Annotated in this window: 22 protein-coding genes and 1 pseudogene; 17 read left to right on the top strand and 6 right to left on the bottom strand. The window is 72.6% G+C overall.

Annotation, left to right across the window (positions count from 1 at the left end):
• The first annotated feature begins 3 nt into the window (after positions 1-3).
• The 7 genes from E1295_RS18675 to mnhG are packed head-to-tail and all read left to right on the top strand — an operon-like array spanning position 4 to position 6,429.
• Positions 4-2,766, top strand: a complete 2,763-nt coding sequence (locus tag E1295_RS18675; RefSeq protein ID WP_132631599.1) for a Na+/H+ antiporter subunit A — start codon at positions 4-6, stop codon at positions 2,764-2,766.
• Positions 2,766-3,581, top strand: coding sequence for a Na(+)/H(+) antiporter subunit C (locus E1295_RS18670; protein ID WP_132631625.1), 816 nt, complete (start codon positions 2,766-2,768; stop codon positions 3,579-3,581). Before E1295_RS18675 ends, E1295_RS18670 begins: the two co-directional genes overlap by 1 nt.
• Positions 3,581-3,742 carry a hypothetical protein gene (locus tag E1295_RS48760; protein WP_166427294.1) on the top strand — a complete coding sequence of 54 codons (162 nt, stop codon included), beginning with the start codon at positions 3,581-3,583 and terminating at the stop codon, positions 3,740-3,742. Before E1295_RS18670 ends, E1295_RS48760 begins: the two co-directional genes overlap by 1 nt.
• Before the next feature lie 2 nt (positions 3,743-3,744).
• Entirely contained in the window at positions 3,745-5,313 is a 1,569-nt protein-coding gene (locus E1295_RS18665) for a Na+/H+ antiporter subunit D (protein WP_246080125.1), read from the top strand.
• Complete coding sequence (locus E1295_RS18660) at positions 5,310-5,849, top strand: Na+/H+ antiporter subunit E (protein ID WP_132631598.1); 540 nt, start codon at positions 5,310-5,312, stop codon at positions 5,847-5,849. Before E1295_RS18665 ends, E1295_RS18660 begins: the two co-directional genes overlap by 4 nt.
• Complete coding sequence (locus tag E1295_RS18655; protein ID WP_132631597.1) at positions 5,846-6,106, top strand: MrpF/PhaF family protein; 261 nt, start codon at positions 5,846-5,848, stop codon at positions 6,104-6,106. Before E1295_RS18660 ends, E1295_RS18655 begins: the two co-directional genes overlap by 4 nt.
• Positions 6,103-6,429 carry a monovalent cation/H(+) antiporter subunit G gene (mnhG, locus tag E1295_RS18650; protein ID WP_132631596.1) on the top strand — a complete coding sequence of 109 codons (327 nt, stop codon included), beginning with the start codon at positions 6,103-6,105 and terminating at the stop codon, positions 6,427-6,429. The genes E1295_RS18655 and mnhG overlap by 4 nt, the downstream gene beginning before the upstream one ends.
• On the opposite strand, the gene E1295_RS18645 is transcribed toward mnhG, so the two are convergent.
• Genes E1295_RS18645 through E1295_RS18630 form a run of 4 tightly spaced genes read right to left on the bottom strand, consistent with a single transcriptional unit; the run spans position 6,369 to position 10,404 of the window.
• Positions 6,369-6,875 carry a DUF6328 family protein gene (locus E1295_RS18645; protein ID WP_132631595.1) on the bottom strand — a complete coding sequence of 169 codons (507 nt, stop codon included), beginning with the start codon at positions 6,873-6,875 and terminating at the stop codon, positions 6,369-6,371. The two genes, mnhG and E1295_RS18645, sit on opposite strands and share 61 nt — an antisense overlap.
• A gap of 48 nt (positions 6,876-6,923) precedes the next feature.
• On the bottom strand, positions 6,924-8,951 hold the full coding sequence (locus E1295_RS18640) for a xanthine dehydrogenase family protein molybdopterin-binding subunit (RefSeq protein WP_132631594.1): 2,028 nt from the start codon (positions 8,949-8,951) through the stop codon (positions 6,924-6,926).
• A complete protein-coding gene (locus E1295_RS18635; protein ID WP_132631593.1) occupies positions 8,948-9,919 on the bottom strand; it encodes an FAD binding domain-containing protein in 972 nt (323 codons plus the stop codon). The genes E1295_RS18640 and E1295_RS18635 overlap by 4 nt, the downstream gene beginning before the upstream one ends.
• Positions 9,916-10,404 (bottom strand): (2Fe-2S)-binding protein, encoded by a 489-nt coding sequence (locus tag E1295_RS18630; RefSeq protein WP_132631592.1) that lies wholly within the window; start codon positions 10,402-10,404, stop codon positions 9,916-9,918. Before E1295_RS18630 ends, E1295_RS18635 begins: the two co-directional genes overlap by 4 nt.
• Positions 10,405-10,524: 120 nt before the next feature.
• On the opposite strand from E1295_RS18630, the gene E1295_RS18625 reads away from it, so the two are divergent.
• The 3 genes from E1295_RS18625 (at position 10,525) to E1295_RS18615 (ending at position 14,504) form a co-directional block, all read left to right on the top strand.
• Positions 10,525-11,658 (top strand): acetate/propionate family kinase, encoded by a 1,134-nt coding sequence (locus tag E1295_RS18625; RefSeq protein ID WP_246080124.1) that lies wholly within the window; start codon positions 10,525-10,527, stop codon positions 11,656-11,658.
• A gap of 116 nt (positions 11,659-11,774) precedes the next feature.
• Entirely contained in the window at positions 11,775-13,901 is a 2,127-nt protein-coding gene (gene recD2 / locus E1295_RS18620; RefSeq protein ID WP_132631590.1) for an SF1B family DNA helicase RecD2, read from the top strand.
• Between the two features lie 42 nt (positions 13,902-13,943).
• Positions 13,944-14,504, top strand: a complete 561-nt coding sequence (locus E1295_RS18615; RefSeq protein WP_132631589.1) for an RNA 2'-phosphotransferase — start codon at positions 13,944-13,946, stop codon at positions 14,502-14,504.
• Positions 14,505-14,608: 104 nt separating this feature from the next.
• Here E1295_RS18615 and E1295_RS18610 read toward each other — a convergent pair.
• A pseudogene (locus tag E1295_RS18610) lies at positions 14,609-14,941 on the bottom strand (NADAR family protein); the annotation flags it as partial.
• A 68-nt stretch (positions 14,942-15,009) separates the two neighbouring features.
• On the opposite strand from E1295_RS18610, the gene E1295_RS18605 reads away from it, so the two are divergent.
• The 7 genes from E1295_RS18605 (at position 15,010) to E1295_RS18575 (ending at position 20,666) form a co-directional block, all read left to right on the top strand.
• Positions 15,010-15,195 (top strand): hypothetical protein, encoded by a 186-nt coding sequence (locus E1295_RS18605; RefSeq protein WP_132631587.1) that lies wholly within the window; start codon positions 15,010-15,012, stop codon positions 15,193-15,195.
• A 59-nt stretch (positions 15,196-15,254) separates the two neighbouring features.
• Positions 15,255-15,476 carry a hypervirulence associated TUDOR domain-containing protein gene (locus tag E1295_RS18600; RefSeq protein WP_132631586.1) on the top strand — a complete coding sequence of 74 codons (222 nt, stop codon included), beginning with the start codon at positions 15,255-15,257 and terminating at the stop codon, positions 15,474-15,476.
• A complete protein-coding gene (locus tag E1295_RS18595; RefSeq protein WP_132631585.1) occupies positions 15,473-15,802 on the top strand; it encodes a DUF3140 domain-containing protein in 330 nt (109 codons plus the stop codon). Before E1295_RS18600 ends, E1295_RS18595 begins: the two co-directional genes overlap by 4 nt.
• Positions 15,803-15,956: 154 nt before the next feature.
• Complete coding sequence (locus E1295_RS18590; protein ID WP_132631584.1) at positions 15,957-17,309, top strand: TrkH family potassium uptake protein; 1,353 nt, start codon at positions 15,957-15,959, stop codon at positions 17,307-17,309.
• Positions 17,302-17,964, top strand: coding sequence for a potassium channel family protein (locus tag E1295_RS18585; protein WP_181958008.1), 663 nt, complete (start codon positions 17,302-17,304; stop codon positions 17,962-17,964). The genes E1295_RS18590 and E1295_RS18585 overlap by 8 nt, the downstream gene beginning before the upstream one ends.
• Before the next feature lie 25 nt (positions 17,965-17,989).
• Complete coding sequence (locus tag E1295_RS18580) at positions 17,990-18,436, top strand: CBS domain-containing protein (protein ID WP_246080123.1); 447 nt, start codon at positions 17,990-17,992, stop codon at positions 18,434-18,436.
• Positions 18,437-18,548: 112 nt separating this feature from the next.
• Positions 18,549-20,666, top strand: a complete 2,118-nt coding sequence (locus tag E1295_RS18575) for a DEAD/DEAH box helicase (protein ID WP_246080122.1) — start codon at positions 18,549-18,551, stop codon at positions 20,664-20,666.
• 147 nt (positions 20,667-20,813) lie between these two features.
• On the opposite strand, the gene E1295_RS18570 is transcribed toward E1295_RS18575, so the two are convergent.
• On the bottom strand, positions 20,814-21,578 hold the full coding sequence (locus E1295_RS18570; protein WP_220448785.1) for a hypothetical protein: 765 nt from the start codon (positions 21,576-21,578) through the stop codon (positions 20,814-20,816).
• Between the last annotated feature and the right edge of the window lie 237 nt (positions 21,579-21,815).

The following is a 21,815-nucleotide window of genomic DNA, read 5'->3' as shown; positions in this document are numbered from 1 at the left end:
CCCATGGAGCTGCTGCTGATCCTGCACGCGGTGGCGGCGGTCTGCGCTCCCTGGCTGGCCACCCGCATGGGGCGCGGATCCCTCGTCGTGCTGGCCGTGCCGCCGGCCGCCGCCTTCGCCTTCACGCTGTGGGTGGCGATCCGGGGGCTGCCGGCGGCCGAGTCCACCGTGTGGGCGCCGGTGATGCAGATGGAGCTGGCCTTCCGCGCCGACCAGCTGTCCGTGGTGATGATGGCGCTGGTGTCGGGCGTCGGCGTGCTGGTGCTGGTCTACAGCGCCGCGTACCTGCCGGCGGACGACGACGGGCTCGGCCGCTACGGCGGCGTCATGGTGGCCTTCGCCGGGTCGATGCTGGGGCTGGTGACGGCCGACAACCTGCTCCTTCTGTACGTGTTCTGGGAGCTCACCACCGTCTTCTCCTACCTGCTGATCGGGTACCACCCGGAGAGCCGGGTGAGCAGGCAGGCGGCGATGAAGGCGCTGATGGTCACCACGTTCGGCGGGTTGTGCATGCTGGCCGGGTTCGTGCTGGTCGGACAGGCGGCGGGCACGTACCAGGTGTCGGCCATCGTCGCCGATCCCCCGGCGGCCGGGGCGGCCGCGCTGGTGCTGGTGCTGGCGGGCGCGCTGGCCAAGTCGGCGATCTTCCCGTTCAGCACGTGGCTGCCCGCCGCGATGGCCGCGCCCACGCCCGTGTCGGCGTACCTGCACGCGGCGGCCATGGTGAAGGCGGGCGTGTACCTGGTGGCCAGGCTCGGGCCGGCGTTCGGCGACGTCACGCTGTGGCGGGCGGTGGCCGTGCCGCTCGGGCTGGTCACGATGGTGCTCGGCGGCTGGCGGGCGCTGCGCGAGACGGATCTGAAGCGGCTGCTGGCCTACGGCACGGTCAGCCAGCTCGGCTTCCTGGTGGCCCTGTTCGGCGCGGGCACGCGGGGGACGGCGCTGGCAGGGGCCGCCATGCTGGTGGCGCACGCGCTGTTCAAGGCGTCACTGTTCCTGGTGGTGGGCATCGTCGACCACGCGGCGGGCAGCCGCGAGACGGGCGAGCTCAGCGGGATGGGCCGGGCGATGCCGTGGGTGTGCGCGGCGGCGGCGCTCGCGGCGGCGTCGATGGCGGGCCTGCCGCCGCTCGTGGGGTTCGCCGCCAAGGAGGCGGCGCTGGAGTCGCTGCTCGACACGCCGTTCGCGCTGGCGGGCGTGGTGGCCGGGTCGGCCTTGACGGCGGCCTACTCCCTGCGCTTCCTGTGGGGGGCGTTCGCCGCCAAGCCGGGGGTGGCGGAGCGGCCGGTGAGCCGCGTGCCCGCGGCCATGTTCGTGCCCGCCGCGCTGCTGTCGGTGCTGGGCCTGGCGCTGGCGCCGGCGGCCTCGTCGTACGCGGAGGCGATGTCGCCCTACACGGAGGCCCTGCGCGATCCCGGGCACGAGACCCACCTCGTGGTGTGGAGCGGGTTCGGCCCGCCGCTGCTGCTGTCGGTGGCGGCGCTGGCGGCGGGCGTGCTGTTGTTCGCGGCCAGGGAGCCGGTGGCCAGGGCGGGGACGATGCTGCCGGTGCTGGACTCCAGCCAGGTCTTCTGGATCATCGTACGCCGCCTCGACCGCTTCGCCGTCCAGCTGACCGGGCTCGTGCAGCGCGGCTCGGTGCCCGACTACCTCATGCTCACCATGCTGGCCGCGGTCGGCGTCGGCGTGTTCTCCATCGTCTACGGGGGCGGGCCGCGCCTGGACGTGCCGATCGTCGCCTGGCAGCGGCCGGGGCAGCCCGTCATCGCCCTGCTGGTGCTGGCGGCGGCCGTGCTGGCGCTGCTCGTCCGCGCCTCCATCCATCTCGCCGTCGTCGTGGGCATGCTCGGGTACGGGACCGCGCTGCTGTTCCTCGCGCACGGCTCGCCCGACCTGGCGCTCACCCAGTTCCTGGCCGAGACGCTGCTGCTGGTCGTCTTCGCCCTGGTGCTGCGGCGGCTGCCGATCGACTCGGGCAGGGGACGGCTGCCGTTCCCGGTCAGGCTGGGGCTGGGGCTGGCCGTGGGCGCGGTGGTCACGGGCGCGGGCATGCTGGCGTCGAGCGCCCGCGACGTCGTACCGGTCGGGGCGCACATGGCGTCCGCGGCCGAGGAGGCGGGCGCGCGCAACATCGTCACCGCGCTGATCGTCGACATCCGCGCCTGGGACACGCTGGGTGAGAGCACGGTGCTCGTGGTGCTCACCCTGGGCGTGACGAGCCTCGTGTTCCTGCGGCGCAGGTCGTACCGGATCGAGCCGGCCGAGGCGGAGCACCCGGCGGCGGAGCCGCACTGGCTGGCCTCCACGCTTCCGCGCGGGCCGCGGGCGCTGGCGTTCGACGTGGTGGCCAGGCTGACGTTCCACACGGTGCTGCTGCTGTCGGTGTTCCTGCTGTTCGTGGGGCACAGCGGGGTCGGCGGCGGGTTCGCCGGCGGCATCGTGGCCGGGCTGGCGATCACCGTGCGCTACCTGGCCGGCGGGCGGAACGAATTGGCCGTGGCGGTGCCGGTGCACGCGGGCGTGCTGATGGGCGTCGGGCTGACGTTGTCGACGGGCACGGCGGCGATCGGGCTGCTGTTCGGCTCGGCGGCGCTGGACATGCTGGACACGGACGTGAGCGTGCCGCTCGTCGGGCATGTGCACCTGTCCACCGGGCTGCTGTTCGACCTCGGTGTCTACATCTCGGTGATCGGCATGGTGCAGGACGTGCTGCGCGGTCTCGGCGCCGAGCTGGACCGCCAGATCGACGCGGAGGAGGGCGCGTGATGGTATCCCTGGCGCCGTTCCTGGCCTGCTTCGTGCTCCTCACGACGGGCGCGACGCTGCTGCTCGAAAGGAGCCTGGTACGTACGCTCGCCGGCGTCATCGTCCTCGGCAACGGCGTGAACCTGCTGATCGTCACCGCGGGCAGCAGCGCCGGGGGCCCGCCCATCCTGGGGGTCACACCGCCCGGCCGGATGGCCGACCCGCTGCCGCAGGCCATAGTGCTCACCGCCATCGTGATCACCATGGGCGCGACGGCGTTCCTGCTGGCCATGGTGCACAGGACGTGGCAGCTCACCGGCAGTGACGAGGTCCAGGACGACACCGAGGACCGGCGCGTACGGCTGCTGTCGCGGCGCGGCGAGCTGGGCGACGCGGTGCGCCGCAGGGTGGACGACTATCGCCGGTTGGTTGTCCGGCAGCGGGCCGAGCTGGCGAACCTGCAGGCCGAGCAGGCCGAACGGGAGCGGCTGCAGGAGGCCGACCTGGAGCAGCGCCTGTCCCGGGTGTACGAGGAGCTCGAGGAGTGGATGCGCCAGGGCCGCGAGCAGGGGTTGTCGGAGGAGGAGCTGCACCGGCGCTTCGAGGACGTCGGACTGCAGGAGGAGGCAGGAGCCGGCGACAACCTGGAGCGCATCGAGGAGCTGCGCAAGGAGCACACCCGCCGGCGGGCGGCGCAGGCGGCCGAGGAGAAGGAGCTGCGCAGAAGGTTGCGGGCGCGGCAGCGGGAGGCGCGCAGGCAGATGCGGGCGGCCATCAGGGAGGAACGCGAGCGCCAGGCGCTCGCGCAGGACCCCGACCTGGAGGGCGACGACTGATGGGCCGCGTGGACGGCGTGGAGAGCTGCCTGGTGGAGCGCCCGGTGGGCCGCATGATGGGCCGCGTGGTGGGCCGCATGATGGGCCGCGTGGTGGGCCGCATGATGGGCCGCGTGGTGGGCCGCGTGGTGGGCCGCCGGTTCGGCGCGGAAGGGGAGTGAGTGTGGAGCCGTTCCTTCCCGTGGAGCGCCTCGTCTGCCTGCCCGTGCTGCTGCCGCTGCTGGCCGCCGGCGTGAAGCTGGCCATCGGCGGGCGGCTGCGGCGGCTGCAGTCGCTCATCAGCCTCGTCACCCTCGGCGTGTCGCTCGCCGTGTCCGTGGTGCTGCTGGTGGCGGCCGAGTCGCGCGGCCCGCTGGTCACCTACATCGGCGGATGGCCGTCGCCGATCGGCATCTGCCTGGTCGCCGACCGCCTGTCGACGCTGGTGCTGGTGGTGTCGTCGGCGGTGACGTTCTGCGTCATGGTGTACTCGGTCGCCAACGCCTACGACGAGCAGGAGCACGACGCTCCCATGGCGATCTTCCATCCGGCCTTCCTGGTGATGGTGGCCGGCGTGGCGGACGCGTTCCTGTCCGGCGACCTGTTCAACATGTTCGTGGCGTTCGAGCTGCTGCTGAGCGGTTCGTACGTGCTGCTCACGTTCGGCGGCACCGACGCCAGGATCCGGGCCGGCGCGACGTACACGTTGATGGCCCTCGCCTCGTCGATGTTGTTCCTGGTGGCGCTGGCGATCACCTACGGCGCCACGGGCACGCTGGCGCTGGCGCAGCTGGCCGAGCGTTTCCCCGGCCTGCCGGAGCAGGTCAAACTGCTGGTGGAGCTGACGTTGCTGCTGGCGTTCGCGATCAAGGCGGCGATCTTCCCCATGTCGGCCTGGCTGCCCGACTCCTACCCGACCGCGCCGGCCCCCGCGACGGCCGTGTTCGCCGGGCTGCTCACCAAGGTCGGCGTCTACTCGATCATCAGGCTGGAGGCGCTGCTGTTCCCCGGCGGGCCGGTGTCGACGCTGCTGATGTGGCTGGCGCTGGCCACCATGCTGGTGGGCGTGCTGGGCGCGGTGGCGCAGACCGACCTCAAGCGCATGCTCTCGTTCACGCTGGTCAGCCACATCGGCTACATGGTCTTCGGGGTGGGGTTGTCCACGCGGGCCGGGATGGCGGGCGCGATCTTCTACGTGGTGCACCACATCACCGTGCAGACGAGCCTGTTCTTGGTGGCGGGGATGGTCGAGCGGCGCACCGGAACGACGTCGGTCACCGGGATCGGAGGGCTGATGAAGGCCACGCCGCTGATCGCGGTGCTGTTCTTCGTGCCCGCCATGAACCTGTCGGGCATCCCGCCCATGTCGGGCTTCCTGGGCAAGCTGCTGCTGGTCCAGGCCGGGCTGGCGGCGGGCGGCTGGCTGCCGGTCACGCTGGTGGCCGCGGGCCTGGTCACGAGCCTGCTCACGCTGTACGCCATCGCCAAGGTGTGGAACAGGGCGTTCTGGAGCGGCGTGCGCGCCGAACGGGTGGGCACGGTCGTGGAGAGCGAGGAGGACACCGGCGAGGACCCGACGGTGACCACGACGTCGCTGCCTGCGGCGCTGGCCGTGTCGGTGACGGCGCTGGTGGTGCTCGGGCTGTCGTTCACGGTGCTGGCCGGGCCGCTGTCGGCGCTGGCCGGGCGGGCGGCGGACGAGCTCATGGCGCGCGAGCCGTACATCACGGCGGTCCTGGGGAGGCAACGGTGAACCTGAACGTGCTGGCGCCGCGGCTGTTCGGCAGGCGGGTGCCGCTGCCGCTGGTCGCCTGGCTGGCGCTGGTGTGGACGGCGTTGTGGGGAGAGCTCAGCGCGGGCAACGTGATCGGCGGGCTGGCCGCCGGATTCGTGGTGACCTGGCTGCTGCCGCTGCCCGCCGTCGACCCCGGCATCAGGGTCAACCCGGCCGGCCTGGTGCGGTTCCTGCTCTGGTTCGCCAGGGAGACGGTGGTCTCGACCGCGCGGGTGGTGTACTGGGTCGTCCACCCAGGTCAGCCGCCGACGCAGGTCGTACGCGTGCGGCTGCGCACGTCGTCGGAGTCCATGATCGTCTTCACCATGGTCGCCATCACGTCCGTGCCCGGCAGCCTGGTGGCGGAGTTCTACCCCGACGAGCGCGAGCTGGCGGTGCACGTGCTGGGGCTGCCCGGCGAGGTCACCGAGGCCGTACGGGCCGACATCACGGCGCTGGAGCGGCGCATCGTCGAGGCCTTCGGCACCCGGGCCGACAGGGAGGAATTGCGATGACGACGGTGTATCTGGTGGTGATCGGGCTGCTCGGCTGCGGGGCCGTGGCCACGCTCTACCGGCTGGGGCGGGGGCCGTCCATGCTGGACCGGGCGGTGGCGCTCGACGTGCTGACGGCCATGGCGATGTGCGGCGCCGGGGCGTTCGCGGTGGTCATGGACGACTACTCGGACCTGCCGATCCTGCTGGTGCTGTCGCTGCTGGGGTTCGTCGGCTCGGTGTCGCTGGCCCGGTTCTTCTCGGGGACCTCGCGATGAGCCCGCTCGACGTGGCCTCGGCGGCCTGCCTGCTGCTGGGGTCGGTGCTGGCGCTGGCGGCCGGCGTCGGCCTCGTACGGTTCCGCACGACCCTGGACCGCATGCACGCCGGCACGAAACCGCAGGTGCTGGGCGTGCTGCTGGTGTTGTTCGCCATGTGGCTGCACCGGCCCACGTGGGCGATCGCGGGCACGCTGCTGCTGGCCGGGATCTCCCAGATGATCACCGTGTCGGTCGCGGCATACATGGTGGCCCGGGCCTCCTACGCCCGGGGGTCGTCGGCGCCGCCCGACGACGGCTCGGGCATGCCGTCCGGCGACTGATCCGCCCGGGTGAGCGCCGGCTGGCCGAACCAGGTCCACAACGCCAGCAGGGCCAGCAGTCCCGCGGTGACCCCCGCCAGAGCGGCGTCGAACAGGTGGTCGATCACGAACATGGTGGCCGTGGTCATCGACACGGCCAGGGCCAGCGCGCCGGCCAGGCCGTAACGGTTCGAGCGGCGTACGAGCGTCTCCTTGCGCCCCTGCCGGAACAGCACGCGGTGCTGCGCGGTCGGCGCGATGTACCAGATGGACGCGAGTGCGGCGCTGACCAGCGCCGCGTAGTAGAGCCACTGGTCGACCGCGTCGATCCGGGTGAACCCCGGCGAGAACGGCACCGTCAGCAGGAACGCGAACAACACCTGGACGCCGGTGACCGCCACGCGGGCGCCCTGCAGGAGTTCGGCGAAGTTGCGGTCCGCCCGCTCCCCGTGCGACTCGTTCTTCACCGCACCCTCCTGCCCGTGGCCGCCTTCCTCCTTCCTCGGGCGCGTCGTCTAAAACGTGGACAAAATGCTGCCCGGGGTGATGGGCAGGTCGCGTACGCGACGGCCGGTCGCGTGGTGGACGGCGTTGCCGATGGCCGCGGCCGTGCCGACGATGCCGATCTCGCCGATGCCCTTGCTGCCCATCGGGTTGAGCTCGCCGTCCTGCTCGTCCAGCCAGACCGCCTCGACGTGCGGCACGTCGGCGCAGGCGGGCACGTGGTACTGCGCCAGGTCCCTGCGCAGGAACCCGCCGAACTCCTCGTCGGTGAGCGTCTCCTCCATCAGCGCCATGCCCAGGCCCATCGTCATCCCGCCGATGAACTGCGACCTGGCCAGCTTGGCGTCCACGATGCGGCCGGCGGCGAAGACCCCGAGCAGGCGCGGCACGCGGATCTCGCCGGTCACCGAGCTGACCCGTACCTCGGCGAACTGCGCGCCGAAGGCGTGCCTGGCCAGCTTGGCGTCTCCCTTGACCTCGTCGGTGGTGTCGGCGCGGCCCTCCTTGCCGTCCTCCATGAGCTCCTCGCAGGCGCGTACGACGGCGGACCCCCACGAGGAGGTGCCCATCGAACCGCCCGCGACGGGCGCGTCCGGCAGGTCGCTGTCGCCGAGCTCCAGGCGCACCCGATCGGGCGCGACGCCGAGCGTCTCCGCGGCGATCCTGGTGAGCGCGGTACGGGCGCCCGTGCCGATGTCGGCGGCGGCCACCTGGACGACGTAGTCGTCGTCGCGCAGGAAGGCGAAGGCCTGGGCAGGGCGGCGCCTGGCCGGGTAGGTGGAGGCGGCCACGCCGGTGCCGACCAGCCACTCCCCCTCGCGCCTGACGCCCGGCTCGGGGTCGCGGTGCCGCCAGCCGAACCGGCGGGCGCCCTCGCGCAGGCACAGGACGAGGTTGCGGGAGCTGAACGGCAGCCCGCTCTCCGGCTCGGCGTCGGCGTCGTTGACGATGCGCAGCTCGACGGGGTCCATGCCGAGGGCGCAGGCCAGTTCGTCCATGGCGGACTCCAGCGCGTACATGCCGGGGCACTCCCCCGGGGCGCGCATCCACGACGGGGTGGCCACGTCCAGCCGGACCAGCCGGTGCGCGGTGCGCAGCGCGGGCGTGGCGTACATGACCCGGGCCGGGGTCGCGGTCTGCTCGGCGAACTCGACCAGCGTCGAGGTCTGCTCGTACGCCAGGTGCTCGACCGCCGTGAGCCGGCCGCCGGCGTCGGCGCCGAGCCGCAGCCGCTGGATCGTCGGCGTGCGGTAGCCGGTGACGTCGAACATCTGCTGCCGGGTCAGCGCGATCTTGACCGGGCGGCCCGCGGCCCTGGCCGCCAGGGCGGCGAGCACCGCGTGCGGCCTGGTGGAGCCCTTCGACCCGAAGCCGCCGCCGACGTGCCTGGACACCACGCGCACGTCCTCCCGCGGCAGGCCCAGCGTCCGCGCGATGGTGTCGCGGTCCGGGGACGCGCCCTGCGTGCTGTCGTAGACCAGCAGCCTGCCCTCGGGGTCCCACACGGCCATGGCGGCGTGCGGCTCCATCGGGTTGTTGTGCAGGACGGGCGTCGAGTACGTCACGTCGACGCTCGCCGCGGCCCCGGCCAGGCCCGCCTCGACGTCGCCCTTGACGGTGTCGGACGGGTAGTTGGGATTGACGACGTCCGGCCGGTAGAAGCCGGGATGGCCGGTGCGCAGGGCCACGTCGTGGTCGTCCGGGTCGTACTCGACGCGCACCGCCGCGGCGGCGGCGCGGGCGTTCTCGTAGGTGTCGGCGACGACGGCGGCGACGATCTGGCCGCGGTAGGCGACGTCGCCGCTCTGGAAGAGCGCGAGCTCGGGGTCGGCGTCCTCGGCCAGCCGGGGCGGGTCCGCGCACGACAGCACGGCCAGCACGCCGGGCATCTCCCGCGCCTCGGCGTCGTGCACGCGCACGACGCGGCCCTTGGCGACCAGCGACTGCACGGGGTAGGCGTAGGCGACGGACTCGATCGGGTATTCGGCCGCGTACGTGGCCAGCCCGGTGACCTTGACGCGGCCCTCGACGCGGTTCACGGTGCCAGCTCCTCAAGGGTGGCGACGATCAGGTTCCTGGCCAGCGGCAGCTTGTAGGCGTTGCGCGGCAGCGGGCGGGCCTGCTCCAGCTCGGCCTCCGCGGCCCGCAGGAACGCCGCGCCGGTGGCGGGCCCGCCGATCAGCAGCCGCTCGGCGCGCTCGGCCCGCCACGGGACGTGCGCCACGCTGCCGAGCGCGATGCGGCAGTCGTTCACGACACCGTCGGAGCCGACGTCGAGCGTCGCCGCGATGGACACGAGCGCGAACGCGAACGACGCCCGCTCGCGTACCTTCCGGTACGTGGACGCCCCCGGCGGGGGCGCGGGCAGCTCCACGGCGGTGATCAGGTCGCCGGGCTCCAGCACCGTGTCCCGTTCCGGCTCGTCGCCCGGCAGGCGGTGCAGCCCCGGCATCGGGATGATCCGGTCGCCTCCCGGGCCGGTGACGTGCACCTCGGCGTCCAGCGCGGCCAGCGCGACCGCCATGTCCGACGGGTGGGTGGCCACGCAGGAGCCGGAGGCGCCGAGCACGGCCAGGTTGGTGTGGTCGCCCTCGATGGCCGGGCAGCCGGAGCCGGGGCGGCGCTTGTTGCACGGCCTGCTGACGTCCTGGAAGTAGGCGCAGCGGGTGCGTTGCAGCAGGTTGCCCGCCACGGTCGCCATGTTGCGCACCTGTCCCGACGCCCCGGCCAGCACGGCGCGCGCGAGCATCGGGTAGCGGGTGCGTACCAGCGGGTCGGCGGCGAGGTCCGTGTTGCGTACGGCCGCGCCGACGCGCAGCCGGTCGCCGGCCTGCTCGATCTCGCCGAGCGGCAGCCGGCTGACGTCCACCAGCCGGTCGGGCTCGGCCACGCCCAGCCGCATGAGGTCGACCAGGTTGGTGCCGCCGCCCAGGTACATGGTGCCCGGCCGGTAGCGGCCCACCGCGTCGGACGGGCTGCCGGCGCGGGCGTACTCGAAGGGTTTCATGGTGCCGCCTCGCCGATCGCGCTGACGATGTTGACGTACGCGCCGCATCTGCACAGGTTGCCGCTCATGCGTTCCCTGATCTCCTCGGGCGTCAGCTCGGGGTCGACCGCGAGGTCGCCGGTGACCGCGCTCGGGCCCGGCTCCCCCAGCATGCCCACGGCGGAGCAGAGCTGCCCCGGCGTGCAGTAGCCGCACTGGAACGCGTCATGCTCGATGAAGGCCTCCTGCAGCGGATGCAGGTCGTCCCCCTCGGCCAGCCCCTCGACGGTGGTGACCTCGGAACCGTCCACGGCCACCGCCAGCGCCAGGCACGCGTTGGCCCGACGCCCGTCGATGATGACGGTGCACGCGCCGCACTGGCCGTGGTCGCACCCCTTCTTGGCCCCGATCAGCCCCAGCCGCTCGCGCAGCAGGTCGAGCAGCGACATCCGCGGGTCGACGTCGACCGCGCGGGGTGTGCCGTTCACCTTCACGGTGATGTCCATGGCGCACGACTACCCGACGCCCTGACCACGCAACCCTGCAGACGCCAAATCCAGACGGAGCCTTGATTTGCCCAGTTTTGCGGGGACGCTGCCGGGTAGCGCGCGGTCATGAGGCGGGCCATGGACGAGCAGACGACGGACTCCGCGGCGATTCTGACCGTGAACGCCGGCTCGTCGAGCCTGCGCCTCGACCTCGTCGAGGGCGGCAGCGTGCTCGACAGCGCGCACGCCGAGCGCGCCGCCGACCCCGGCGCCGCGCGGGAGGAGCTGTCGGCCTTCCTCGGCGGCCACTTCGACCGCGACGTACGGGCCGTGGCGCACCGGCTCGTGCACGGCGGCGACCTCCTGCGTGCCCCGGCCGTCGCCGACGACGAGACGGTGTCGGCGTTGCGCGGCCTCACAAGCCTCGCGCCGCTGCACCTGCCGCCCGCGCTGGCCCTGCTCGACGCGGCCCGCGAGCAGCTGCCCGCCGTGCCGCACGTGCTCTGCCCCGACACCGCCTTCCACGCCGGCCTGCCCGACGCCGCGGCCGTCTACCCGCTGCCCGCCGAATGGCGCAAGCGGCACGGCCTGCGCCGTCACGGCTTCCACGGGCTGTCGTACGCGTGGGCCGCCGACCGGGTGGCCGACCTGCTCGGCAGGCCCCTCGCCGAGCTGGAGCTGGTGCTGGCGCACCTGGGCGGCGGCTGCTCGGTGTCCGCGGTGTCGGGCGGGCGCAGCCTCGACACCTCGATGGGGTTCACGCCGCTCGACGGCCTGCCCATGAGCAAGCGCTCGGGCAGCGTGGACCCGGGGATGCTGGTGTGGCTGCTGTCGGAAGGACACCTGTCGGTGGCGGAGCTCGGCGAAGGGCTGGAACGGCGCTCGGGGCTGCTCGGCCTGTCCGACGGGCTGTCCGGCGACACGCGGGACCTGGTCGCGGCCGTGCGCGAGGGCAACGACGCGGCGGCGCTGGCGCTGGACGTGTTCGCCCACCGGGTGAGCAGGGAGATCGCCGCCGCGGCCACCTCGCTGCGGCGCATCGACGCCCTCGTGTTCACCGGGGAGATCGGCTGGGACCAGCCGGAGGTGCGCGAGGCCGTCTGCGCGCGTCTCGGCCTGCTCGGCGTGCTGCCTCCCGTACGCGGCAACCGCCGTGACGACGGGCCGGTCAGCGCGCCCGGAGCCGCCGTACCGGTCCTGGTGGTCCAGGTACGTGAGGAGCTGCAGCTGGCCCGCGAGTGCCTGGTCGTCCTCGCCGACACCGGCCCGTGACGGACCCGGGCGTCGCCGGGAGCCGCGATCCCGCTGCGCCGGGACGGGTCGTGGAAGCGGTGCCCCCGGACCATGGTTTTGGACGATTGTCGGTCGCGGGTGGTTGGATCGCTGCTGTGGAGGCGTCGGTCGAGCAGCTCGTCTACGTCCGCGAGGACGCATACACCGTGGCGCGCATGAGCGCCGACGGCGTGCCCGGCTTCGTGGCCACCGGGCGGGCGCTGGGCGGGGTGCAGCCGGGCGAGACGCTGCGGCTGTTCGGGGAGTGGAGCAGGCACCCGCGCCACGGCAGGCGGTTCGCCGTGAGCGCGTGCGAGCGGGTGACGCCCTCGTCGGTCCGCGCCATCCGCATCTACCTCGGGTCCGGCCTGATCAGGGGCATCGGGCCGCGGCTGGCGTACGCGATCGTCGACCACTTCGGCGAGGCCACGCTCAAGGTGATCGACGCCGAGCCGGAGCGGCTGACCGAGGTGGTCAACATCGGGCCGCAGCGGCAGAGCCAGATCGTGCAGGCGTGGCAGGAGCAGAAGGCGATCGCCGCGCTCATGGTGACGTTGCAGGGGCTGGGCGTCAGCCCGCTGCTGGCCGCGAAGATCTACCAGGTGTTCGGGCCGGAGGCCGACGAGGTCCTGGCCACCGACCCCTACAGGCTCATCGGGCGGGTCAGGGGCATCGCCTTCCGCGTCGCCGACAAGATCGCACTGCAGTCGGGGGTTCCCGAGCGCAGCCCGCAACGGGTCAAGGCCGCCCTGCTCGACCGGCTGGAGGCGGCGGGCAGCCGCGACGGGCACTGTTTCGTGCCCGTCGCGGCCCTGGTCAGGGAGACGGCGGAGCTGATCGAGCAGGATCAGGAGCTGGTGCGGCCGATGGTCGACGCGCTCGTGGGCGAGCGCCGGCTGGTCGTGGAGGCCGCTCCTGACCGGCCGGGGCAGGCGGTCGCCTACGCCAAGCACGTCCACGCCCGCGAGATGGCGCTGGCCGAGCAGCTCACCCGGCTGGCGCGGGCCCGCTCCACGCTGCCGCTGCGCGCCTTCCGCGAGGACCCCGAGCTCCACGACGACCAGCGCGCCGCCGTCAACATGGCGCTGACCAGCACGCTCTGCCTCCTCACCGGCGGCCCGGGGTGCGGCAAGAGCCACACGGTGAAGGCCATCGCGACCACCGTCAGGGCGGCGGGCGGCACGGTGACGCTCACCGCGCCCACGGGCAAGGCGGCCAAGCGGCTGTCCGAGCTCACCGGGCTGCCGGCCATGACCGTGCACCGGATGCTCGCCCAGCAGCCCGACCCCGATCCCGAGACGCTGTTCGACGAGCGGCCGGCCCAGGCCGACCTCATCGTGGTCGACGAGGCGTCCATGCTCGACCTGCACCTGGCGACCCGGCTGACCGCCGCCGTGCCGTCCGGCAGCCATCTGCTGCTGATCGGCGACAGTGACCAGCTTCCGAGCATCGGGCCCGGCGACGTGCTGGCCGACCTGCTGCGCGTCACGGAGATCCCCCGGGTCCAGCTCACCCACGTCTTCCGGCAGGCGGGCGGCAGCGGCATCGTCGACGCCGCGCACCGCATCCGCGCCGGGCGGTCGCCGGCGGTGGGCGGCGGGTTCTGGTTCGAGGAACTCGACGATCCCGAGCAGGTCGCCCGGCGGGTCGCCCACCTGGCGATGGTGGCGATCCCGCGCAAGCAGCAGGTCGAGCCCGACCAGGTCCAGGTGTTGTGCCCGATGCGCCGGGGCGAGACCGGCGCCACCACGCTCGGGCGGCTGATCCAGGACCAGCTCAACCCCGCCGCCGACGGCAAGGCCGAGCACTGGTCGGGGGCGACGGTTTTCCGGGTGGGCGACCGGGTCATGCCGATCCGCAACAACTACGACAAAGGTGTCTTCAACGGCGAGACCGCGACCGTCACCGCGGTGATCCCGGAGGAGCGGCTGATCGAGATCCGCACGGACGACGGCGAGAGCGTGCGCTACGGGTTCGACGAGCTCGACGATCTCACCCATTCCTACGCGATCAGCGTGCACCGCTCGCAGGGCAGCGAATACCCGTTCGTGGTCGCGCCGATCGTGGCCGAGTCCGGCGGCGTCATGTTGCGCCGCAAACTGCTCTACACGCTGGTCACCAGGGCCAAGGCGTGGGTCGTGCTGGTGGGCCAGCGCGAGGCGCTGGAACTGGCGGTGCACCGGGTGGGTCAGCGCAGGAACACCGGCCTGGCCCGCCGCCTGGCCCTCAGCCTCCAGAGCTGACCTGCCCGGGAAAACGGTTGACGGGCGCGGGACCATGGCGTGATGGACGAGCGTCGCCTGATCCGGATCTCGAAATACCTGGCCCGGCACCTGCGGCACGACCCGCAGCGCATCGGCCTGCAGCTCGACGCCCAGGGGTGGGCACCGGTCGACGAGGTGCTGCGGGCCGCCGCCTCGCACGGGTTCCCGTTCACGGAGGCGGAGCTGCGGCGGGTCGTCGCCTCCAACGACAAGCGGCGCTACACGATCGCCGGCCACCGCATCCGCGCCAATCAGGGGCACTCGGTACCGGTCGACCTCGATCTGCCCGCCGTCGCGCCGCCCGAGGTGCTCTATCACGGCACCGTGGGGCGGTTCGTGGCGGCGATCAAGGAGGAGGGACTGCGCCCGATGAACCGGCACCACGTGCACCTGTCCCCCGATCGGGAGACGGCCACGCGGGTGGGCGGGCGCCGGGGCGTTCCCGTGGTGCTCGTGGTGGCGGCCGGGGCGATGCACGGCGACGGACACGTGTTCATGCGCAGCGACAACGGGGTGTGGCTGGTCGGCCACGTGCCGCCCGGCTACCTCCGGTTCCCCTCCGGTTCCGGGGCTCCCCGGTGATGCGCCGCGGGCGTCGGTGCGGCCGCAACGTCACGATCAGGGTGCGACGGTGTGATCGCGGCCCGGCGGCGGGAAGGTCCGGCGCGGCGAGGTGATCGCGATCATCACGTGGTGGCGGGGCGCAGCGCGTCGCGGGCGGCCATGAGAGCGAAGCCGAGCAGGTTGAGGCCCAGCCACGTCGTGGGTGAGGCGGCGCGCTCGTCGGTGGCCGCCAGGCCGATGCCCCACACCCGGTCGAGCGGGCTCGCCTCCACCAGCACCCGGTTCGACGTCCCCTTCAGGAACGCGGCCAGTTCCGCGTGCTGCCCGAACTTGGCGATGTTCCCCCGCACCACGATGCCGTAGCGGTGGGCGTTCCATGTCGCCTCGTCGAAGCCGCGCACGGTGCGGCCGAGGGCTTTGGCCTCCCCTGGGTGGCCGGCGGCGAGGATCTTGGCCGCGCTCTGCTGCGCGTTCGGCGGCGACCGTCTCCTCGACGTTCATCGGCAGGGAGGCTTCGCCTGTCATGTCCCCAACCTACGAGACCCGGCTGCAGCCGTCCCACGCGCCGGCACCGGTCCGTCCGCGGGCCGAGCAGACGCACCACGTGGTGCGGTGGCCGGAGTTCGGTCACGGTGGCCCTTTCGCCGCCCTGGATACGCCGGACGTGCTGGTCACCGAGCTGCGGGAGTTCTTCCGTTCCCTCGCCTGACCTGGGTAAAGAACGGGTGTGCCGGGGCTACCCGTGCGGGCGCCGGGTAGCCGGAGCGCATGGGGAAGAAGAAGGAACCGTCCGAGGGTGACGAGGTCACCTGGAGCAGCCACGGCTCCACCGCCAAGGGCAAGGTGGAGAAGAAGCTCACCAAGAGGCAGAAGGAGGCCGGCCGCACGGTCGCGGCCTCTCCGGAAGAGCCCCAGTACGTGGTGCGCAGCGAGAAGAGCGGCAAGAAGGCCGTGCACAAGCCGTCGGCGCTGCGTAAGGAGGGCAAGTGAGCGACGACCGGCGCACGGTCGCGGCCGAGTTCGGCGAGGCCGTGAACATGACCGCCGGCGAGCTCGAACGCTGGCTGGCCACCGACGAGTCGCAGTCGGTCGGCCAGAAGGACGGTGGCGGCGAGTCGGTCGGCCACGAGTCCGGCAGGAGGATCATCACGCTCCTGCGGAAGAAGAAGGGCGAGTGGACGGACGACGACTACGAGCACATGAACAAGGTCGTCGGTTACGTGCACCGCCATCTCGCGCAACGTCCGTCCGGCGACGTGACGTCGTCCAGGTGGCGCTACTCGCTGATGAACTGGGGCCATGATCCGCTCAAGTGACGCCGGGCGCCTGGACGGACCGGCGGCTCCGGTGCGCCGGCGTCCTCGGAGGCTGTTACCGTAGTGCGCTGTGAGCAGGGGAGTCTCGTGCTTCGACTGCCGGTTGAGGGTTCCCTAGGGGCGTTCACATGCGTGACATGCGGGGCGGCGACCGATGATGAGCGCGACACCGTCGGCTCCTGCCAGGTTCCGGCATCCCGCCCAGCTCGTGGTCGCCGCCTTCGGGCTCACCGTGGCCGCCGGCACCGCGCTGCTCTCGCTGCCGATCGCCACCTCCGAGGGCGAGTCCACCGGCACCGTGGTCGCGCTGTTCACCGCCGCCTCGGCCGTCTGCGTCACCGGGCTGGCCGTGGTCGACACCGCGTCGCACTGGTCGACGTTCGGCGAGGTGGTGATCGCCGGGCTGTCCCAGGCGGGCGGCCTCGGCATCATGACGCTGGCCACCGTGTTCACCCTGCTCTTGTCGGGCCGGCTGGGCCTGCGGGCGCGGATCGCCGCGCAGACGGAGACCAAGACCCTCAGCATGAGCGACGTGCGCAGGCTGGTGCTGAAGATCTCCCTGTTCAGCCTCGCCTGCGAGGCCGTGGCCGCGGTCCTGCTCGCGGGCCGCTTCGTCATCGGCTACGGCGAGTCCTTAGGCCGCGCCGCCTACCTCGGGGTCTTCCACGCGATCTCGGCCTTCAACAGCTCCGGATTCGTGCTCTGGCCGGACAACTTCATCCGGTTCGTCGCCGACCCGTGGATCTGCCTGACCATCGCGGTCGCGGCCATCGTCGGCGGGCTCGGTTTCCCCGTGGTGTTCGAGCTGGCCCGCTCGTGGCGGCACCCGGGCCGGTGGACGGTGCTGACCAGGATCACGGTCGCGGTGACCGTGACGTTGCTGGTGTTCGGAACGCTCGTCTTCCTGGCCACCGAATGGCGCAACCCCCGGACGTTCGGCCCGCTCGACGACGGCGGCAAGCTGCTGGCCGCCTTCTTCACGTCCGTGATGCCGCGCTCGGCCGGGTTCAACGTCGTGGACATCGGGCAGATGTACCCCTCGAGCTGGCTGGCCACCGACCTGCTGATGTTCATTGGCGGCGGCAGCGCCGGCACCGCGGGCGGCATCAAGGTGACCACGATCGGCATGCTGGCCTTCATCGTCTGGGCCGAGCTGCGCGGGGAGAGCCGGGTGAACATCGGTCACCGCCGGCTCCCCGAGACGACGCAGCGCCAGGTGGTCACGATTGTGGTGCTGGGCGTCGCCCTCGTGACCGTCGCGACGTACACACTGCTCGCGCTCACCCCTCACAGGCTCGACCAGGTGCTGTTCGAGGTGATCTCGGCGTTCGGTACGGCCGGCCTGTCCACCGGCATCACCCCCGCCGTCGGCACGGCAGGGCACCTGCTGCTGACGGTGCTCATGTTCATCGGCCGGATCGGCCCCCTCACCCTGGGCTCCGCCCTGGCACTCAACAGGCGCGCCCGCCACTACGAGCTACCCGAGGAGCGAGTCATCGTTGGCTGAGTACAAGGGCGACCCCGTCGTGGTCATCGGCCTGGGGCGATTCGGCACGTCCCTGGCGCTGGAGCTCACCCGGCGCGGCACCGAGGTGCTGGCCATCGACAGCCGGCCCAAGATCACACAGAGCCTCGCCGGGCGGATCACCCAGATCGCGACCGCCGACGCCACCGACATCGAAGCGCTGCGCCAACTCGGCGTGCCCGACTTCTACCAGGCGGTGGTGGCCGTCGGCAGCGACGTCGAAGCCAGCATCCTCACCACGTCGCTGCTGGTCGAACTGGAGATCAACGACATCTGGGCCAAGGCCGTCAGCACCCAGCACGGCCGCATCCTCAGCCGCATCGGCGCCCACCACGTCGTCTTCCCCGAGCACGACATGGGCGAGCGGGTCGCCCACCTGGTCAGCGGCAGGATGCTCGACTACATGCAGGTGGACGAGGGTTTCGCGCTGGCCAAGACCACGCCGCCCAAGGAATATGTCGGCATCCCGCTCGGCCGGTCCAACCTGCGCCGCAAGTACGGCGTCACCATCGTGGCCGTCAAGCCGCCCGGCGAGGAGTTCACCTACGCCACCGCCGAGACCGAGCTCTCGTACGGCGACGTGATTCTCGTGTCCGGCCGCACCGAACAGGTCGAACGCTTCGCCGAGCTGCCATGAGGGCTAGGCTCGTGCAGCGGAGGTCATGATGCGCGCACACGCTCTCGCGGCCGAGTTCCCCACGGCCACCCTGGACACCCCGGCGCTGGAGGCGGCCCGGCTGCTCGCCGAACGCGACCTGCCCGGGCTCATCCTGGTCGACGACGCCGGGCTGCCGATCACCATCCTGCCCGGCACCCAGGTGCTGCGCCTCGCGGTGCCCGCCTACTGCCGCGACGACCCGGCTCTGGCCCGGGTGGTCGACGAGGCCCACGCCGACCTGTTCCTGCGGCAGCTCGGGGGGCGCACCGTCCGTGAGTGCCTGCCCGAGCAGCCGCGTGAGCTGCCGGTCGCCGACCCGCAGGCGACCGTGCTGGAGCTGGCGGCGCTCATGGCGCGCACGCGCAGCCCGCTGGTGGCCATCGTGGACGACGGCCGGCTGGTCGGCGCGGTCACCCTGCAGTCGCTGCTCGACCGCGCTCTCACGCTGTGACGCTCGCCCGCCGGACAGGAAGATCACCTCAGCCCGCGCGGGCCAGGAAGATCACCCTGGCCCGCGCGGGCCGTTACACGGTCGCGACCTCGGCTACGGCATCCTAGGTTCGGTGGAACTCCGTGACGCGGACCGCCTCCTCGCCGCCGCACGCGCGCTGCTGGGCGAGCACGCCGTCGTGCATCGGCAGGCCGCGGCCGCCCTCGACCAGGTCCGTCTCGACGCGGCCAGGGCGCAACTGGAGTCGGTCCCGGTCTCCCGTCTGAAAGACGTCACCGACGGCCGGCTGCGGGTCGCCACGCTGGAGAACGCTGGATACACCACGGTGCGGCAGGTGCTGGAGGCCTCGGCGTACCGGCTGCAGTTACTGCCGGGGATCGGCGCGCGCACGGCCGGCCACATCCACGCGGCCGCGCGGCAGCTCGAGCGGGCGGCGGCCGACGCCGCGAGCGTGCGCATCGACGTCGAGCACCACGACCAGCCGGTCACCGACCTCGTGATCGCCCTGCACCGCCTGGTTCGGGTGGGCCCCGACCTGCCCCGCGCCCTCGATGCCGCCCGTGACCTGGAGGGACGGCTGGGGCCGCTGCTGGCCGCGGCCCGGCCGGCGCGCAGCCGCCTGCGCATGTGGTTCACGCTGCCCAAGAGGCGCCGGCGGGCGCGCGAGGCGCTGGCCGAGATCTCGGGGCTGCTCGACACCTCCCAGGAGACGCCGCTGCTGATCGCCCAGGTCACCGCCGACCTGCTGCGCCCGCCCGCCTCCGAGCTGGAGGCCTGGACCGACTTCGAGTCCCGCTCCCCCGAATACTTCGGCCTGCTGACCGAGCTCGCCGGCGAACCCCTGCCGACGGGCGAGACCTCGCTGCCCGGCGACCTGGCGGCCAAGGTCGGCGGGCAGCTCCTCGACGACACCTGCCGCCGGGTGTCGCTCCGTGGCTACCAGGCGTTCGGCGCCCGCTTCGCCCTCGCCCAGGAACGGGTGATCATCGGCGACGAGATGGGCCTCGGCAAGTCGATCGAGGCCATCGCCGTGATGGCCCACCTCGCGGCGAAAGGGGCGACGCACTTCCTGGTCACGTGCCCCACGAGCGTGCTCATCAACTGGGTGCGCGAGATCGAGTCGCGCAGCACCCTGCGCGCCCACCCGCTGCACGGGCCCGACCGGCTCGCGGCCCAGCAGGAGTGGGAGCGGCAGGGCGGCGTCGCCGTGGCCACCCTCGACAGCCTCCACCGCCTCGACACGAAGGCCGCGCCCGGCCTGCTCGTCGTGGACGAGGCCCACTACGTCAAGAACCCGCAGGCCAAGCGGTCCCGGACGGTCGCCTCGTGGTGCGGGCGCGTCGACCGGGTGCTCTTCCTGACCGGCACCCCGATGGAGAACCGTGTGGAGGAATTCCGCGTCCTGGTCTCCTATCTGCGGCCCGAACTGGCCGCCGGCCTGCGCAACAGCGACATGGTGGCGGGCGCGCAGGCGTTCAGGAAGGCGGTCGCGCCCGTCTACCTGCGGCGCAACCAGCAGGACGTGCTGGCCGAGCTGCCCGACCGGGTCGACGCCGACGAGTGGGTGGAGTTCAGCGGCGCCGACTTCACCGCCTACCGGCGGGCCGTGGCCGAGGGCAACTTCATGGCCATGCGCCGCGCCGCCTACGCCGAGCCCGCCACCTCGGCCAAGCTGAAGCGCCTGCTCGAACTCGTCGAGGACGCCGAGGCCAACGGGCTCAAGGTGGTCGTGTTCTCCTACTTCCGCGCGGTGCTCGCCTGCGTACAGGCTGAGTTGGACGGCCGTGTGCACGGGCCGCTGTCGGGGGACGTCGGCGCCGCGCGCCGGCAGCAGGTGGTCGACGAGTTCACCGCGGCCAAGGGCCACGCGGTGCTGCTCAGCCAGGTGCAGGCCGGCGGCGTCGGGCTCAACCTGCAGGCGGCCTCCGTCGTCGTGCTGTGCGAGCCGCAGGTCAAGCCGAGCATGGAGAACCAGGCGATCGGCCGCGCGCACCGGATGGGGCAGGTGCGCAAGGTGCAGGTGCACCGGCTGCTCACGGTCGACTCGGTCGACCAGCGCATGCTGTCCCTCCTGCACCGCAAGTCGCGGCTCTTCGACGCCTACGCCCGGCGCAGCGACCTGGCCGAGTCGGCGGCCGACGCCGTGGACATCTCGGAGCAGGCCCTCGCCCGTCAGGTGGTCGAGGAGGAGCAGCGCCGCCTGCTCGACCGCGGCGACCACCCCGGCTGAGGTGACGGCCGCCGCCAGGCGCCCGGCGGCCGAGGGCGAAGGCTTCCGAGAGGGCCGGCGCGCTCAGCGGCCGAGGGCGGAGGTTTCCGAGAGGGCCGGCGCGCTCAGCGGCCGAGGGTGGAGGTTTCCGAGAGGAGGCCGGCGCGTTCAGCGGCCGAGCCGCGCCTTGGCGACCGGCACCAGCACCTGCCCCGTGACGAACTCGCTCCACAACCCGAACCTCAGCGCCGCCCCGGGCCTGGCCGTGGATTCCACGAAGCCCACGGTGCGGCCACGGTGCTCGCGGGTGGCGCCGAACGACAACCGGAACCTGGTGGTGCCGGCGCGCTCCTGCGGCGGGGTGTCGTTCGGCGGCAGGATCTCGTCCAGCGCCCACCGGTAGTGCTCGCGGTACTGGTGCGAGACATGTTCCAGGGTCTGCTCCAGCACCACTCCGTTGGAGGGCAGCACGACCAGCACGCCGGGCGAGCCGCCGATCCGGCTGTTGAAGGCGAGCACCTCGCGCGGTTCCCCGGTGGCGTACTCGGCCAGCCCGCTGCCCACCTGGGAGCCGTCCGGGCAGGCGGCGGCGCCCTTCTCCTCGATGAGGGCCCGCGCGCAGGTGGGGAAGGCGTCCGGGTTGAAGCGCACCGACCGGTCGAACAGGAACACGAACCGCCTGGCGCCCGCGGGCACCTGCCCGGTCTCGGCGCGGCTGCTGCGGTCCCAGGCGAGCGTCACGCTGCGGCCCGGCCCGGCGGTCGCCGTCACCGCCAGGGAGTCGAGGTTGCGGGTGCCTTCCACGTCCGCCTCGTGGGGCCGTTGCGGCCCGCCCGGCGCGGGGTCGGCGGGGCGGGCGGACGCGGGCGTCGCCAGGGCGGGAAGGGCCACGAGCGCGGTCAGAGCGGCCAGGACGACCTTCGCCTTCATCATGCCTCCGTAGGGATCGGATCAACGTCGCGGTGGTCACTCAACCAGCGGGCACCGAAAGATCACGTAAAGCGAGGCGGGGAGATTTCCAGCATTTCTGAAGCGTTCGGGGTTGTTGCTACGGTTCTCGCCCAGTAGTGACGACGTGACGGGAAGACCAGATGGCGCAATGGCCGGGAGGACCCCAGGATCGGTATCGGCACGCCGGGCCGCCCCCACCCCTGTCTCTTATACACCTCT

Origin of the sequence: Nonomuraea mesophila (assembly GCF_004352805.1) — a bacterium.
GTDB classification, from domain to species: domain Bacteria; phylum Actinomycetota; class Actinomycetes; order Streptosporangiales; family Streptosporangiaceae; genus Nonomuraea; species Nonomuraea longispora.
This window is presented reverse-complemented; position numbering and strand designations above follow the sequence as displayed.